The 16,515-nt window shown below is 44.6% G+C and carries 15 protein-coding genes; 7 read left to right on the forward strand and 8 right to left on the reverse strand.

Features of this window, described 5'->3' with window-relative positions:
- Positions 1–3: 3 nt before the first annotated feature.
- The 6 genes from P2G54_RS14045 (at position 4) to P2G54_RS14070 (ending at position 4,690) form a co-directional block, all read left to right on the forward strand.
- A complete protein-coding gene (locus P2G54_RS14045) occupies positions 4–1,218 on the forward strand; it encodes an NADH:ubiquinone reductase (Na(+)-transporting) subunit B (protein ID WP_275872181.1) in 1,215 nt (404 codons plus the stop codon).
- A complete protein-coding gene (gene nqrC, locus P2G54_RS14050) occupies positions 1,205–1,969 on the forward strand; it encodes an NADH:ubiquinone reductase (Na(+)-transporting) subunit C (protein ID WP_275872182.1) in 765 nt (254 codons plus the stop codon). The genes P2G54_RS14045 and nqrC overlap by 14 nt, the downstream gene beginning before the upstream one ends.
- A 30-nt stretch (positions 1,970–1,999) precedes the next feature.
- The gene (locus P2G54_RS14055; protein WP_275872183.1) at positions 2,000–2,683 is read left to right on the forward strand and encodes an NADH:ubiquinone reductase (Na(+)-transporting) subunit D; all 684 of its coding nucleotides are present in this window, start codon (positions 2,000–2,002) and stop codon (positions 2,681–2,683) included.
- Positions 2,684–2,697: 14 nt separating this feature from the next.
- Positions 2,698–3,309, forward strand: coding sequence for an NADH:ubiquinone reductase (Na(+)-transporting) subunit E (nqrE, locus tag P2G54_RS14060; protein WP_275872184.1), 612 nt, complete (start codon positions 2,698–2,700; stop codon positions 3,307–3,309).
- A 123-nt stretch (positions 3,310–3,432) separates the two neighbouring features.
- Positions 3,433–4,059 (forward strand): DUF1080 domain-containing protein, encoded by a 627-nt coding sequence (locus P2G54_RS14065; protein WP_275872185.1) that lies wholly within the window; start codon positions 3,433–3,435, stop codon positions 4,057–4,059.
- 73 nt (positions 4,060–4,132) lie between these two features.
- The gene (locus P2G54_RS14070; protein ID WP_275872186.1) at positions 4,133–4,690 is read left to right on the forward strand and encodes a DUF502 domain-containing protein; all 558 of its coding nucleotides are present in this window, start codon (positions 4,133–4,135) and stop codon (positions 4,688–4,690) included.
- 59 nt (positions 4,691–4,749) lie between these two features.
- On the opposite strand, the gene P2G54_RS14075 is transcribed toward P2G54_RS14070, so the two are convergent.
- From P2G54_RS14075 to P2G54_RS14110, 8 genes are all read right to left on the reverse strand, one after another.
- Positions 4,750–5,658 carry a DUF5050 domain-containing protein gene (locus tag P2G54_RS14075; protein ID WP_275872187.1) on the reverse strand — a complete coding sequence of 303 codons (909 nt, stop codon included), beginning with the start codon at positions 5,656–5,658 and terminating at the stop codon, positions 4,750–4,752.
- Positions 5,659–5,704: 46 nt separating this feature from the next.
- Complete coding sequence (selD, locus tag P2G54_RS14080; RefSeq protein ID WP_275872188.1) at positions 5,705–6,748, reverse strand: selenide, water dikinase SelD; 1,044 nt, start codon at positions 6,746–6,748, stop codon at positions 5,705–5,707.
- A complete protein-coding gene (gene mnmH / locus P2G54_RS14085; RefSeq protein ID WP_275872189.1) occupies positions 6,738–7,775 on the reverse strand; it encodes a tRNA 2-selenouridine(34) synthase MnmH in 1,038 nt (345 codons plus the stop codon). Before mnmH ends, selD begins: the two co-directional genes overlap by 11 nt.
- A gap of 138 nt (positions 7,776–7,913) precedes the next feature.
- Positions 7,914–8,234, reverse strand: a complete 321-nt coding sequence (trxA, locus tag P2G54_RS14090) for a thioredoxin (RefSeq protein ID WP_275872190.1) — start codon at positions 8,232–8,234, stop codon at positions 7,914–7,916.
- 130 nt (positions 8,235–8,364) lie between these two features.
- On the reverse strand, positions 8,365–12,651 hold the full coding sequence (dnaE, locus tag P2G54_RS14095) for a DNA polymerase III subunit alpha (protein WP_275872191.1): 4,287 nt from the start codon (positions 12,649–12,651) through the stop codon (positions 8,365–8,367).
- 224 nt (positions 12,652–12,875) lie between these two features.
- Entirely contained in the window at positions 12,876–13,520 is a 645-nt protein-coding gene (gene rsmG / locus P2G54_RS14100) for a 16S rRNA (guanine(527)-N(7))-methyltransferase RsmG (protein ID WP_275872192.1), read from the reverse strand.
- Entirely contained in the window at positions 13,520–14,131 is a 612-nt protein-coding gene (locus P2G54_RS14105; protein WP_275872193.1) for a sigma-70 family RNA polymerase sigma factor, read from the reverse strand. The genes rsmG and P2G54_RS14105 overlap by 1 nt, the downstream gene beginning before the upstream one ends.
- Positions 14,122–15,261, reverse strand: coding sequence for a glycosyltransferase (locus P2G54_RS14110; RefSeq protein WP_275872194.1), 1,140 nt, complete (start codon positions 15,259–15,261; stop codon positions 14,122–14,124). The genes P2G54_RS14105 and P2G54_RS14110 overlap by 10 nt, the downstream gene beginning before the upstream one ends.
- Positions 15,262–15,383: 122 nt before the next feature.
- Between P2G54_RS14110 and tgt the strand changes: the two genes are divergently transcribed.
- Positions 15,384–16,514, forward strand: a complete 1,131-nt coding sequence (gene tgt / locus P2G54_RS14115) for a tRNA guanosine(34) transglycosylase Tgt (RefSeq protein ID WP_275872195.1) — start codon at positions 15,384–15,386, stop codon at positions 16,512–16,514.
- Position 16,515: the final 1 nt, after the last annotated feature.

Below are 16,515 nucleotides of genomic sequence, written 5' to 3' on the forward strand. Positions count from 1 at the left end.
CATATGAAGTTTCTACGAGATTTAATGGACAAGCAGCGTCCTCTTTTCGAAAAGGGAGGAAAGCTTGAAAGTTTATATTACGCATTTGAGGCTGGAGAAACATTTTTGTTTTCCCCAAATCATACTACTGGAATCAAAGGAGCTCAGGTAAAAGATGCAATCGACCTGAAGCGTATGATGATCACCGTTGTGGTGGCCATGATTCCTGCTTTACTTTTCGGTATTTACAACACCGGTCACCAGCATATGTTGGCTACCGGGGAAACTGCCGAACTTTGGGCTGACTTTGGAGACAAACTCCTGGTTGGTTTGAAACTGGTTCTTCCTATAATTATCGTAGCCTATGCTGCCGGTGGTTTGGTAGAAGCTGTTTTTGCGGTGGTCCGCAAGCACCCAATCAATGAGGGCTTCCTGGTAACAGGTATGTTGATTCCATTGGTGATCCCGGCTACTACACCCTTGTGGCAAGTAGCTTTGGCTACTGTTTTTGCCGTGGTGATCGCAAAGGAAGTATTTGGAGGCACAGGGATGAATATCCTGAACGTAGCGATGACTGCTAGAGCGTTCTTATACTTCGCTTACCCAGCTCAGATCTCTGGTGATCAGGTTTGGACGTATTTGGGAGACAAAATGTCCGTTGACGGATTCTCCGGTGCGACTGCCCTTTCAGTAGCCTACAATGCCGGCGTAGACGGTGTCCCTGTGACGGAGGCTTTGGCCAGTCACAATACTGCTTTGGGAACTGATATGTTCAGCTTTGCTAATATGTTTATGGGTTGGATTCCTGGCTCAATTGGAGAGACCTCTACCCTGATGGCTTTGATCGGTGCTTTGATTTTGATCGCTACCGGTGTAGCTAGCTGGAAAATCATCGTTTCTGGATTTGCGGGTGCCTATATCATGGGCGTGGTGATGAACTTGTTTGCTGTAAACGAATACATGGCTATGCCTCCTCAGTATCACTGGGTAATGGGTGGTCTTGCGTTTGGAATCGTATTTATGGCAACTGACCCTGTATCTGCCGCTCAGACTGAGGTTGGTAAGTGGATCTATGGATTGTTGATCGGATTCCTGACCGTGATTATCCGGGTGACCAACCCTGCATACCCAGAGGGCATCATGCTTGCGGTTCTATTCATGAACGTGTTTGCTCCACTGATCGATTATTATGTAGTAAAAGCTAACAAAACAAGGAGGTTACAACGTGCAACAGTCTAACGCATATATCATTACATTCTCGGTCATTTTGACCGTGTTTCTTGGGCTGCTTCTTTCCGGTACTTCTCAGGTATTGGGACCATTGCAGCGTGAAGCAGAAGCTTTGGATAAGAAAAAACAGATTCTGGGTGCAGTAATCAGCGGTGAAGAAATCAGTGCGATGACCCCAGAAGAGGTGAATCAGTACTATACAAGCAGAATCGCATCCGTAGTTGTAGATATCAATGGACAGGAAGTAACTGAGCAAGACGGTGTGGCTGTATCTGCTGAAACCGTAGATATTGCAAAAAATTACAAGAGACCTGCTGACCAGAGATTGTACCCTGTTTTCATTTACCATGCGGAAGGAAACTCCGATGACGTGGAATCTTATATTTTTCCACTTTATGGAGCAGGACTTTGGGATGCTATCTGGGGCTTTATCGCTATCAAAACAGATATGAATACTGTGGGAGGTATCACACTTGCACACGCTGGTGAAACTCCTGGTCTTGGTGCAAGAATCACCGACCCAACAGTTCAGAGCAGATATGTAGGTAAAACGATCTTCGATGAGTCTGGTGAATTGGTAGCTGTTGAAATGCAGAAGGGCGAAGGCAAGGACTATACTTCCAATCCGCACCAAATCGACGGGATGTCCGGTGCAACCATCACAGGTAAGGGAGTAAACGCCATGGTGAAAAATTACCTGGAGCATTACAAAGCTTACATCGAATCAAAGAAATCCTCACAGGCAGTAGCCGCTCTTTAATTATCAATCAACTCACTGAATTCAATCATTATGAGTGCTGAAACAATAGAAAAAGCGATTGAGAAAAAGCCTGCTGAGGCATTGCTTTCCAAGCGCCGAAAAAAGTTAGTAACAGACCCTTTGGTAGATGAAAACCCGATTACTATTCAGGTATTGGGAATTTGTTCTGCCTTGGCGGTAACCACACAGATGAAGCCAACCTTGGTAATGGCGATCTCTGTGATTTTTGTGGTGGTGATGTCCAACTTGGTGATCTCCATTATGAGAAACACCATCCCAAGCCGAGTACGTATCATCGTTCAGTTGGCAGTAGTAGCAACTTTGGTAACCTTGGTATCCGAGGTGCTTAGAGCCTTTGCCTATGACATGTACAAAGAACTTGCGGTATTCGTAGGTCTGATCATTACCAACTGTATCGTAATGGGCCGTCTCGAAGCCTTTGCTTTGGGTAATAAGCCTTACGATTCCGTTTTGGATGGTTTTGGATCTGCATTGGGCTATTCCTGGATTATCCTGACTGTAGCTTTCTTTAGAGAGCTTTGGGGTTCAGGATCTGTGTTTGGAATTCCTGTATTTGATTATGTGTCCGGTATCTTTGGTCCTGATTTCAAATTGGCTACCAATGGTTTGATGGTTTCTCCGGTTGGAGCCTTCATTATCCTAGGTCTGATTGTTTGGGTACAGCGTACCAAAACAGGTTATGTTGAACACTAAAACCGATAGAAGAAATGGAATTATTTAACTTAGGTATTCGGTCGATCTTTATCGACAATATGGTTTTCGCTTACTTCCTCGGCATGTGTTCTTTCCTGGCCGTATCCAAAAAAGTAAGCACAGCTCTGGGTTTGGGTGCCGCTGTAATCTTCGTATTGACAGTGACAGTACCGGTCAACTGGCTTTTGAATGAATATGTATTGAAAGAAGGAGCTTTGAGCTGGATCAGTGCTGATTTGGCATCCATTGACCTGACTTTCTTGAGATTTATCATGTTCATCGCCATCATCGCCTCCATGGTGCAGTTGGTGGAAATGGTTGTTGAAAAATTTGCTCCTGCTCTTTATGGTGCCTTGGGTATCTTCTTGCCTTTGATCGCTGTAAACTGTGCGATCTTGGGTGGTTCACTTTTCATGGCCCAGAGAGATTATACTTTGGCTGAATCCGCAGTCTATGGATTCGGTTCAGGTACAGGTTTCTGTTTGGCAATCGTAGCCTTAGCGGCGATTCGTGAAAAACTGAAGTATTCGCATGTTCCAAATGGTTTGAAAGGGTTGGGGATTACCATGCTTTTGACGGGATTGATGGGGATGGCCTTTATGTCCTTTATGGGAATTGACCTCTAAGCAATTCCTGACTTTAAAAAGAAAGGCTCTGATCATTTCAGAGCCTTTTTTGTTTCCAATGGTTTGAGATTTTTCTTGGAAATCCATTAACTTTTAATTTCTTATCAATCAAACCCAAAACCTATGAAAAAACTGTTTTCAATTTTAGTTCTGTTTTCTCTCTCTCTTGTCTCCTTTGCCCAAGGTGGGGACTGGATTGAACTTTTCAACGGCAAAAATCTGGACGGATGGAAAATATCCGAAAACCCTGCCTCCTTTCAGGTAATCAATGGGGAGATCAAGGTTGATGGGCCACGTGCTCACCTCTTTTACGATGGACCTGTCGGCAATCATGATTTTAAGAATTTTGAATTAATGGTGGAGGTCAAGACTATGCCCAAGGCTAATTCCGGGATTTTTATCCATACCCAATACCAAGAAGACGGTTGGCCAAATGTGGGCTATGAAATCCAAGTGAACCAAAGTCATGGAGACTGGAGAAAGACCGGAAGTGTTTATTCCTTCCAGGATGTAAAGGAGGTCTATGTGGAGGATGGAGAATGGTATACCGAGCATATCATCGTTCAAGGATCTAAGATCACCGTGAAGATCAATGGCAAGACAATCAACGAATACGATGAGTCCAAGGACGATAAACGCGGAGCTGATTTAGGAACCAAGAAACTCAGCCATGGAACCATCGCCTTGCAGGCGCATGATCCTGAATCCGTGATTTTTTACAGAAGCGTTAAGGTTAAACTTCTTGATTGAGTAATTTTGTGTCATGCAATGAAAGATGCTTAGCCTTTCGGTTAGGCATTTTTTATTGAAAAATTGATCTGGTATGGCTTTCACTTATCGTAGAATTCTTTCCTATTTCCTGAGAGGCTTGCTGTTTCTGACTCCCTTGTCAGTTACGATCTATGTCATGTATGCCATTTTTGTCTTTCTGGATAATCTGATCCCTGTTCCCTTTCCGGGGATCGGGATTTTGATGGTTTTGGGCTTGATCACCTTTATTGGATATTTGGCCAGTCTGTTTTTCACCAAACCCATTTTTGAGTGGTTTGAACGGGGAGTCTTTAAAATCCCCTTTGTAAATCTTTTGTATACCTCTATCAAAGACCTGATGGGGGCTTTTGTGGGGGAAAAGAAAAAATTCAACTCACCTGTTTTGGTTCAGATCTCAGATAGCATGTCCCGTCTAGGATTTATCACACAAGAGGATATGTCAGGGATAGGAGAGCCGGATTTGGTTGCGGTGTATTTTCCCCACAGCTACAATGTGTCCGGAAATGTGTTCCTTGTTTCCAAAGACAAGATCAAGCCTCTTAAAGGGGTCAAAAGCTCTGAGGTGATGAAGTTTATGGTTTCAGGAGGGGTCTCTCCTCTTGGGCATTAACATGTTAAAAAAAATGAAAGCCCGGAGGATTCAACTGAATTGCCTCCGGGCTTTTTGTTTTACTTATGATATCGGACAAAGGCGATCCATTTTCCGTCAGGCGACCAACTGTGCACATTGATTGTACCTTGGCCTCCGTAAAAGACCGGGGTTAAATCCTTGATTTCACGGGTGTTCAGATCCATCAGTCTAAGCTTGACATCCTTACCAAATGGATGGGCTCCTTTTTGATCCTCCAAATAGGAAATGTATACTATTGACTGGTTGTCCGGAGAAGGATGGGGAAACCAATTGTCCAAGTCATCGGAAGTCAATTGCTCCTGTTCCGTTCCATCAGGTTTCATTCGGTAGGCATGCATGCGCCCGGTTCTATGAGAATTGAAATAGATATACTTGCCGTCGTAGGAATATTCTGGTCCATCATCCAATCCCGAGGCATTGGTCAGGCGCACTTCCTTTCCTCCTTTTGTAGGGATTGCCCAGACGTCCCATTCTCCATTCCGTTCTGCACAATACACCAAAGTCTTGCCATCCGGACTGATTCCATGCCAGTAGCTAGGGTAGTTTTCGGTGATCAGTTTGGGTTTTCCTCCTTTTAAGGGGATAGTGTAAATTCTGGAACTGAGTCCCTCATCGTTTCTGCTATATACCAGAGTTTTACCATCAAAACTGAGTCCATGGTCATTGTTGACTCTGGAAATCTGCTCAGGGGAGACCTCTCCGAGTTTGGATCCATCCAGTCCGATTTTCTCCAACTTCCCTCCGGCGTTGATCAATAAATAATCCCCTTCCCGGGACCAGTTGGGAGCTTCAAAATGTCTTTGCTCCAGTAGGATGGTTTTTTCTTCCAGAGTTTCTACTTGGAGGATCACCAATTCGCTTTTCAGATCCTTTGGCACTTGAGCAAATACCTGAGAGCTTACAGCAAGAAAGAAGATTGAGAGTAGGTTGATAGGTTTTAGGTTCATTTTGGGTGAGTTTAATGAACCATCAATTTACAATTTCAAAGTAGATTTATTGAACCACCTCCACTACAAATTCCTCCTTTGCTGTAAAACAGCCGATCTCCCAAGCTACTTGGTTCTGGGATTTAATCGTCTCTTCAAACCAGGTCTTGTTTTCCGGAGAAACAGAGATCAATAGCCCTCCGCTGGTTTGGGGATCACAGAGTTTGACCAAATCCATGCCCTGCACGCCCTTGGTTTTGGGGCTGTAGGCATTCCAGTTTCTATAGGTATTATCCGGGAATATAAACTGATTGATGTATTCCTGTATTCCCTCGATCAGGGGAAGCTTGTTGAGTTCGATTTTGGCAGAAAGTCCGGCACCTTCCGCCATTTCTATCAGGTGGCCCAGGAGTCCAAAGCCTGTCACATCCGTCATGGCATGGACTTCCTCATGGTTTCCCAAAACCGAACCTATGGTGTTCAACCTACAAGCTGTATCCAATAAATTGAGGTAATCTTTCTCTTGGATTTTCTGTCTTTTCAAAGCTGTAGCCAGGACTCCGATTCCAAGTGGTTTGGTGAGGAAAATCAAATCTCCTTCCTTGGATTCCCGATTGGTTTTGATCTTTCGGGGATGAATGACTCCATTGACAGAAAGTCCAAAAATCGGGTCCTTTGCCGCAATGCTGTGTCCTCCGGCGAGTTCAATTCCGGCTGTTTTACAAACGGATTTAGCCCCTTCCAGAACTTTGGCTGCAAGTTCAATGGGGATTTTTTCCACCGGCCAACTCAAGATAGCATTGGCAAAAATCGGTTTGCCCCCCATGGCATAGACATCGGATAAGGCGTTTGCTGCGGAGATCCTGCCAAAATCAAAAGCATCATCCACTATTGGTGTGAAAAAGTCCACAGTATTGATAAATGCCAAATCATCAGAAACCTGATAGACAGCAGCATCGTCCTTCTGGGAATTTCCAACCAATAAATTTGGGTCTGTTTGGGAAAATGAGCCGCTGGCAGCAAGGATTTGGTCAAGGACTGCAGGAGCAATTTTGCATCCGCAGCCGGAGCCTTCACTCCATTCAGTCAATCGGATGGGATTAGTTTCCATAAAGTTGGTTTTTGGCTTGTAGTAATTGCTCGGTTTGAGCTTCTTCGGTTAGATTACTGAGATCCAAAGTTACCATTTTGGATTGTTCATGCCGCTGAAGGTCAAATTCATAGGTTTTGTCATAATAGATCAGGAGGTTGCTGATCCAGGAAGCATGGTTTCCGTTCTGAATGTCTTCAATTGCTTGTTGGGTTCTTAATCCCCCCAACCTTTTTTGGAGGCGCTGTACAGCTTGGATCAATTCCTCCTTGGGGAGTTGGGCATATTCCAGTTCTATGTGCCGAATCCGTTCCTCTTGGGATTTTTGGATCTCGATAAGATAAGCCAGACCCATCTGATCGAAAAATGCATCTGGAATGATGTTCTTTCCGATTTTTCGGCTTTCATTTTCCACCCAAAGTGGCATGGCTGGATCAGTGTCCAAAAGAGCCTCTGCCATCAGATTTTCAAATTGCTCTACGGTAGGCTGTGGGGCTTGACCAATGGCACCAAAAGAAGAGCCTTTGTGATTGGCCAGATCTTCCAGATCCAAAAGTTGCTCTCCTTTGGCCTGAAGAGCTTTCAATAAAACGGTTTTCCCGGTTCCGGTTTTCCCTCCAAGGACAATCAGTTTTCTTTCTTTTCTGACTTCTTCGAAAGTAAAACTCCTGTAAGTCTTATATCCTCCTTTTAGGCGGAATACTTCAAAACCGACCATCCCCAAAAGCCAGGAAAGGATCTGACTTCTCATGCCTCCTCTCCAACAGTAAAGAATCACTTTCCTGTCAGGAAATTTAGAAATCGCCTCTTTTTGGATTTGATGAAACCTGGGACCGACCAGTTCAAACCCTTTCAAAGTCGCCTCTTCCGAGCCTTTTTGTTTGTAAAGAGTGCCGACGATGACTCTTTCCTGATTGTTGAGAATGGGAAGGTTGAAGGCGCCTGGAATATGACTTTGTGCAAATTCCCCCTCACTTCGGGCATCGATGATTGGGAGCTCCTTTCGAAGCTCAAAAAAACGATCCAATGATATCAGGGTTTCTTGCATGGGGATGTGAATATAACTATTCAGAAAAGGGAATAAAATGAAAAAGCTTCCCGGTTGGTTTGTTGTTCCTTTTGTCTGGACTCACAAAAAAAGCCGTAAGGATTTCCTCACGGCTCTATTTTATCACTAATCCTTATATTAAAGATGAGCGTCTAGTTTTTGAGTTAGGATAGCTTTTGGAACTGCTCCAACTTGCTTGTCTACGATCTGTCCACCTTTGAAGAACAAGAGGGTAGGGATAGAACGGATTCCGAAAGCCTGGGCAACACCTGGATTGGTATCCACGTCTACTTTTCCAATAATGGCTTTTCCTTCGTAATCACCGGCCATTTCTTCTACGATAGGTCCGATCATTTTACAAGGTCCACACCATTCTGCCCAAAAATCCACCAGGATAGGCTTGTCAGTTTTGATTACTTCCTCAAAGTTAGCGTCAGTGATTTCAATTGCTTTTGCCATTGTATAATGCGTTTAAATGAATTCAGTTTTTCAAATATATGAGAGAAAAGCGGATTGAGTCCCAATAAGTTCCGGCTTCCTGTATTTTTTTATCAATTGCTCATAGATTCTCAAAATGAAGATAAGTCCCCTAGACAATTTTATAGACGATCTCCGGTATTTCTTTTAATTCCTGTATCATTTCTGCACTGGGATCGATAGAGAATTTTTTGGAGAAAAGCTCCAAGGTTATATTCTCCTTTCGGTCCACCACATCGAAATACAGTTTGGCGTCTCCCTTATATTTGGAAGTGATACCTTCCAGCTTTTCCATCAGGTCATAACTCAAATCGTCCAAATCGATGTTCACTCTCAGACCTTTGACCATCTTGCCGCGAACTTCTGAGAGGAGCATGATGGAATTTACCTTGAATTCCAATGAGTTTTCATCCCATTTTTTCTGACCCACGGATCCTGTTATAAACAAAAACCATCCGGTCATGAAGTACTCTTTGAACTTTACATAATCGTCTCCAAACAGGAAGAAGGTGAAGCCTCCCTGATAATCCTCCAAAGTGAGGGTGCCAAACGGTTTCCCGTTTTTGGTTGTTCGGTGCGCAAAGGAAGATACAGAGCCTGCCAACCGGATGTCTTTTTTGCTTTTTAGGCTTTCCAGGTCATTGAGATCAGGAAGCGCAGTATTGGTAAAGGATTCTATTTCCAGCTTATACTGATCCAGAGGGTGGCCGGAGATATAAAGTCCCACCACCTCTTTTTCAATATTGAGCTGTTGAAGCTGGGAAAAAGGCTCCATAGCTGCCACGGTTGGCATTGGGATGCTCATGCTTCCACTCCCGCCTCCAAATAGGCTGACTTGGGCACTTTCTTCTTCCTGTTGAACTTTCTGGGCATATTTTACAGCCTTCTCGATTAGAGTAACGTCGTTTTCAGGGGCTTCTAGATACTGTCTTCGGTGATGTTCTTTGAAGCAGTCAAACCCTCCAGCCATGGCCAAAGCTTCCATGGTTTTTTTATTGAGGGCTTTGGAGTTGACCCGCTTCGCAAAGTCAAAGATGTTTTTGTAAGGGCCATTTTTCTCTCTTTCCTCGATGATGGCATCCACTGCTGAGGATCCAGCTCCCTTGATTGCGGCCATCCCAAAGCGGATTTCTCCGGCAGTATTTACCGTAAATCCATTTTTGGATTCATTGACATCAGGCCCTAAAACCGGGATTCCCATGCGCTTACATTCCTCCATAAAGAAGGTCACCTGGGTGATGTCATTCATGTTGTTGCTCAGAACAGAAGCCAGATACTCTGCCGGATAATGGGCCTTAAGGTAGGCAGTTTGATAGGCTACCCAAGCGTAACAGGTAGAGTGGGATTTGTTGAAGGCATAGGAAGCAAAAGCCTCCCAGTCTGTCCAGATTTTCTCCAGTTTTTTGGCGTCATGGCCCTTTGCTACTGCCTGTTCGACAAACTTGGGCTTCATTTTGTCCAGTACGTCCTTTTGCTTCTTACCCATTGCCTTTCGAAGTACGTCAGCTTCACCTTTGGTAAAGCCGGCCAGTTTTTGGGACAGAAGCATTACCTGTTCCTGGTAAACCGTAATTCCATAGGTTTCTTCCAGGTATTCCTTCATGTCATCCAAGTCGTAAGTGATCGGCTCGGTACCGTGCTTTCGCTTGATAAAGGAAGGTATATAAGCCAAAGGTCCCGGTCGGTACAGGGCGTTCATGGCAATCAGATCCGCAAAAACAGTGGGTTTCAGTTCCCGCATGTACTTCTGCATCCCGGTGGATTCATACTGGAAGATGCCGACGGTTTCTCCTCGTTGGAAAAGTTCGTAGGTCTTTTCATCATCAATGGGGAAAGAGTCAGGATCTAAGTCAATCCCATGTCTTTCTTTGACGATTTTGCAGGCATCTTTGATCAGGGTCAGGGTCTTCAGACCCAAGAAGTCCATTTTAAGTAGTCCTGCGGATTCTACCACAGAGTTGTCAAACTGGGTACAAACCATGTCTGAATCTTTGGCCAATGCCACAGGAACGAAATTGGTGATGTCATCCGGTGTGATGATCACCCCACAGGCATGGATTCCTGTGTTTCTCACAGACCCTTCCAGAATGGTAGCCTGATTTACGGTTTTGGCCAGTTCGTCTTGACCCTGAGCGATCCGCAATAGTTCTTCAGCTTTTTGGATCAGTTCAGCCTGGCCTTTGAGTTTATCAGATAAGGCAGGTCTATTTTTAGACAGTTCGAAGAGGGTTTTTAATTTGAGGTCTGGAACCAAATTGGCTAATCTCCCGGCTTCCGATAAGGGTAGGTTTAGGACTCTTGCCGTATCCCTAATAGCGGATTTGGCAGCCATGGTGCCATAGGTGATGATCTGTGCCACTTGGTTTGAGCCATACTTCTTGATCACATAATCAATGACCCTTCCTCTTCCTTCATCGTCAAAGTCAATATCAATATCGGGTAGGGAAACCCGGTCAGGATTCAGGAATCTCTCAAAAAGGAGATCGTACTCAATCGGGTCCACATTGGTGATGCCGATACAATAGGCGACCGCTGAACCAGCAGCCGATCCACGGCCCGGGCCAACGGACACTCCCATTTGTCGGGCAGCTCCTGTGAAATCCTGTACAATCAGGAAGTAACCCGGATAGCCTGTTTTTTCAATTGTAGCCAATTCAAAGTCAAGACGCTCTTGGATTTCCGGAGTGATTTCTTTGTATCGCTTCTTGGCTCCTTCGTAGGTCAGATGGCGTAGATAGGCGTTTTCCCCTCGTTTCCCTCCATCCACATCATCTTCCGGATGCTTGAATTCCTCAGGGATGTCAAACTTGGGAAGCAATACTTCCCGTGCCAGTTTGTAAGCCTCTATCTTGTCTACAATTTCCTGGGTGCATTCGATGGCCTCAGGGAGATCCGCAAAAAGCTTTTTCATCTCCTCAGGACTCTTGATGTAAAACTCCTCATTAGGGAAACCATAACGGAATTCCCGTCCACGCTTGCCTATGTATTTTTTTGGTTTTTCTACCAATTCCCCGTCTTTGACACAAAGTAGAATGTCATGGGCTTTGGCGTCAGGCTTGTCGTTGTAGTAGGTGTTGTTGGCAGCGAAATACTTCACATCGTATTTTCTGGCCAGTTCGAGCAGAACCTCGTTGACTTTTTCTTCTTCTGGGATGCCGTGGCGGTTGAGTTCCACATAAAAATCCTCTCCAAACTGCTCTTTCCACCAGACAAAGGCTTCTTCAGCCTGGGTTTCTCCCACATTCAGGATCAGGTAGGGGATTTCCCCCCATAGTCCTCCTGTTGTGGCAATCAGGTCCGATTTGTATTGGACCAAGAGTTCCTTATCAATACGGGGTACGTAGTAAAACCCTTCAATATTGGCGTAGGATGCCAGTTTGGCCAAATTGTGATAGCCGTTTTTATTTTTGGCAATGAGGACGGTTTGAAAACCATCGTCTTTGTTGGCTTTGTTTTTTCTGTCACGGCAAAGGTTGAACTCACAGCCCAAAATCGGTTTGATTTCTTTGGCCATGGCTTCTTTGACAAAGTGAAAAGCCCCCATCATATTTCCATGGTCTGTCATGGCTATGGCCGGCATTCCAAAGGACTTGGCTCGGGCGATCAGCGTGGGGATTTCTGAGGTCGCCTGCAATACAGAATACTGGGTGTGCACATGAAGGTGGGTGAACGGGACATCCACCAAATCTGAAATATCTGCCTTTCCTGCTTGTTTGAGGATTTCCTTAGCAGCGGCCTTCTGGCTGTCCTTTGCTTGGGCAAAGTTGGCTTCCGCAAGCTTGGGAGCTTCATAAATCACCTCAGTGATTCCGATGCCCTCTTCCGGGCTTTGCACACCCTGAGTGATCAATCCGAAGAAACAGCGTGCCGTTGCATCCACGTCATAGGCAGCATCGTGGGCATCTCCGAAGCCTTGACCGAAAAGCTTCTGGTGTAGTTCAGTCAGCGTAGGCCATTTGAATTTTCCTCCCTTGCCTCCGGGAATGGCGCAGAAATCCGTGGAAATATCCTTGGTGTCCAGTCGGTTGGCGTTGAGGGGCATCCCCAACTCTGCACGTAGAAATTCGGAACCGACTACATTGATGTCAAACTCAATATTATGCCCTACAAGATGCTTGGCTTCAGCAACGTCTTTTTCGAAAATGGCCAGGATTTCCTGAAGCACATGTCCTTCTGCCAAGGCCCTTTTGGTGGAGATCCCGTGGACTTTTTCGGCATTGTAGGGGATGGTAAAGCCTTCCGGCTTGATGATGTAATTGTGATTCGAGAGAAGCTTACCCTTGGCATCATGGAGTTGCCAGGCCAGCTGTACCAATCGGGGCCAGTTGTCCACATCGGACATGGGGGCATTGTAATCTCTGGGTAAACCCGTAGTCTCGGTATCAAATATGATGTACATGTTTTTTCGGAAAATGAGCCCTTAATTTAGGGCATTCAGATGAAGCAAAAAACCGATTGGCGGGAATTGTCAGACAAGATTTTGTAAATGTCTATTACTCTTGGTTTTTTGCTTGAATAGGATTGATTCTCAATCAAATGAAGTAATTCAAATTAAGGATTTACTGCAAATCCTTATTTAGAAATGTTTAGCGATAAATTTCCGTAAGGAAACAGAAATTCTGCTTAACGCTTGTCCTCCCAAGGCATGTAGACCACCTTTTTGGTGTCAAAAAAATCCTCCTTGAAATAGTCTTCAAGATGATAAACGACGTAAGACTTGCCTGTTTCTTCCATTTCCTCATCCACATCTCCACCTTTTAGGTACAAAATGCCATTCGGGAATTCATTGAAGTCTTCCTTTTTGATTTTTCCTTTGACCCAAGGGTAAAAGTTGATCATGCGGGTCACGGCCCGGCTGATTACAAAGTCATATTTTCGTACAAGCTCTTCAGCCCGGCATTGTTGGGCCTCTACATTGCTAAGTTTAAGTTGCTTGGCCACATCTTTGACCACAGTGATTTTCTTGCCTATGCTGTCCACCAAGTGAAAATGGGTTTCTGGAAAAAGGATGGCTAGAGGGATTCCCGGAAACCCTCCTCCTGTCCCAATGTCCAAAACTTTGGTCCCGGGCTGAAATCCCATCACCTTGGCAATACCCAATGAATGCAGAACATGACGGATATAAAACTGGTCCATGTCCTTTCGGCTGATCACATTGATCTTGGAGTTCCAGTCGGTATAAAGATCCTGTAGCCGATCAAATTGCTCGATTTGCTTTTCGCTCAGCTTGGGAAAGTAGGATAGGATTAGGGCAGTGCCGGAATTCATCAGATGTGTTTTTCTTTACCGGAGGCAATTTCGTACAATAGCTCCCTGGAGCGGTGAAGTTGGGCTTTGACCGTGCCTAAGGGTTTGTCCAGTTCCTGTGCAATTTCCTCATAGGACAATTCGTCAAAATAGCGGAGTTGAACCAGCTTTCGGTATTTGGCCGGGAGCTTGTCCACAAATACCCGTACCATTTCCTTACGCTGGGATTTGATGAAGACATCCTGTGGATTGTCGTCATCGTCTTCCACATCAATGTTTACGGAATTGCCACTGTCATCCGATAGGGTGTTGTTTAAGCTCATGGTTTTAAGCTTTTTCTTTCGGATAAAGTCAATAGTATTGTTAGTGGCAATTCGGAAAAGCCAGGTCGAAAAGGTATAATCTTTTTTGAAGCGGTGTAGGTTTTTAAAGGCCTTGGCAAAAGCCTCCATAGTCAGATCCTCTGCATCATCTGCATCCCGGATCATTTTCAGGATCATGAAATAAACGGCCTTTTTGTACCGCTTCATGAGCGTGGCATAGGCTTGCTGATCTTTTTCTTCTACGGCCTGATCAATCAGATCGAAATCCTCAAGTGCCTTGTTAGAAAAACCTCTTTCGTTTATTTCCATTGAATTGTTTTTGCCTGGTAGGATATAAGTCCTAAAATCCAAAAATATCCTAAGTACAGAAAATCATTGACCAGAATAGTTGCAGGGAAGCCTGAACCTTGGATTTTTTTGCTCGCCTTGGAGGCAATACCCCAAAGTAGCAAAGACCTTACGAGAATAATACCGAAAACAATCAGAAAATGTTCCCAGTTCTGCTCAAGTCCCAAATATATCAACAATCCTATGCCTCCAATCCAAAAAAGGGCATGAGATATGGCGTATAGCCCAATCTTTTGTTTATCTCCTGACCGATAGTGCTTTCCTACGCTCAGGTGCCGTTTTTTCTGGATGAAATAATCTTTCCAGTTTTCCTTGGGAATGGATTCGGTGGTAGCTTCCGGGTCTATGACCAATTCTGCATTTTTCCCGTTTGCATAAAGATTGACAAAAAGATCATCATCTCCACCCTCGATTTGCCAAAGGCCTTTAAATGCCTTAGCATCCATGAAAAAACTTCTTCTATAGCACAAATTTCTGCCTATTCCCATGAATGGGGACTTCCATAAACCAAATGAGATGTAGAAAAGGCCCGTCAAAAGAGTTTCAAACTGCATCCATTTATTGAGAAATCCGGTTTTGATCTGGTAGCCCGAATAGCCAATGGAAAAGGTTTTTTTTCTTTCCCGTACCGGTAGGGTCATTTTACGGATCCATTGGTCACTTGCAGGCATACAGTCTGCGTCGGTCAGGAGGATCACATCGTTTTTTGCCACTTTGATCCCAAGTGTCAGCGCATATTTTTTTGAAGTGACATGGGAAGGGGTATATTTCACGGTGACAGACCGCAAGCGGGGATAAACCGCCATCATTTCCTGAAGGTAGCGCTCGGTTCGGTCTGTACTTCTGTCATTGACGATTAATACGTCATATTTTGGGTAATCCTGCTCAAAAAGTTTGGGTATAAGCGTTTTGAGATTTCGAAATTCATTATGGGCTGCCACCAATACGGTCACGCCTTCCTCGTTCATGGAGGAGGATGCGCCGGAAGCGGAGGACTTAAACAGGGCGGTACGCCCGAAAATCAGCAAGAGGTAAATGATCTGGATGATTAAGCCGATTCCGAATAGAAACCAAAGTAAAAAAAGGCCCATAGGTCGAATTTGCAGGGCAAATATAAAATCAATTTCAGCATTCATTTAAGAATAAGTGGATATTTTTGCAGGCTGAATACAGTAATTTGTACAGGCAGTTCAGAGCCCTGAAAACCCAATAGATGAAGTTTACTTTACAGCATTCTGATCCCCAGTCCAAAGCCCGTGTAGGCTTGGTAGAAACAGACCATGGAACGATTCAAACACCTATTTTCATGCCGGTTGGTACAGCCGGAAGTGTCAAGGCTGTTCACCAGAGGGAACTCAAAGAAGATATCCATGCACAGATTATTCTGGGCAATACCTACCACTTGTATCTTCGTCCAGGTCTGGATGTGTTGGAAAAAGCAGGAGGGCTCCACAAATTCAATGGATGGGATAAACCTATTCTAACAGATAGTGGCGGATATCAGGTTTTTTCTCTTTCAGGAACCCGTAAAATCCAGGAGGAGGGGGTGATGTTTAAATCCCATATCGACGGATCCAAGCATCATTTCACCCCTGAAAATGTCATGGACATTCAGCGAACCATAGGTGCTGATATCATTATGGCTTTTGACGAGTGTACTCCCTATCCCTGTGAATATGGCTATGCCCGCAAATCCATGGATATGACTCACCGCTGGCTGGACCGCTGCATTGATCGATTTGACAGTACGGAAGGGAAGTACGGTTATTCCCAAACTCTTTTTCCAATTGTTCAAGGATCTGTATATAAAGACTTGAGAAGGCAAAGTGCTGAATTCATAGCTTCGAGAGAAAGAGAAGGGAATGCGATTGGAGGCCTTTCTGTGGGAGAACCTGCAGAGATGATGTATGAGATGACCGAGCTGGTGACGGATATTCTTCCATCGGACAAGCCCCGGTATCTGATGGGTGTAGGTACACCTGCGAATATTCTGGAGTGTATTGCCTTGGGAGTAGATATGTTTGATTGTGTGATGCCGACAAGAAATGCCCGGAATGGAATGCTGTTCACTTCAGAAGGAATCATCAATATCCGAAATGAAAAATGGAAGGATGATTTCTCAGCGATTGACCCGGCTATCGGAAATTACGTGAGTACTTTCTATTCAAAAGCGTATCTTCGACACCTGACTGTTTCCAAGGAAATCCTGGCAGCCCAAATTGCAAGCATTCATAATCTTGCTTTTTACCTTTGGTTGGTTGGGCAGGCAAGAGAGCATATCCTTGCAGGGGACTTTGCCGTTTGGAAAGATCAAATGGTTAAAAAAGTGAGCACCAGACTCTGAT

The sequence above is a fragment of the Algoriphagus sp. CAU 1675 genome, assembly GCF_029222925.1.
GTDB lineage: Bacteria > Bacteroidota > Bacteroidia > Cytophagales > Cyclobacteriaceae > Algoriphagus.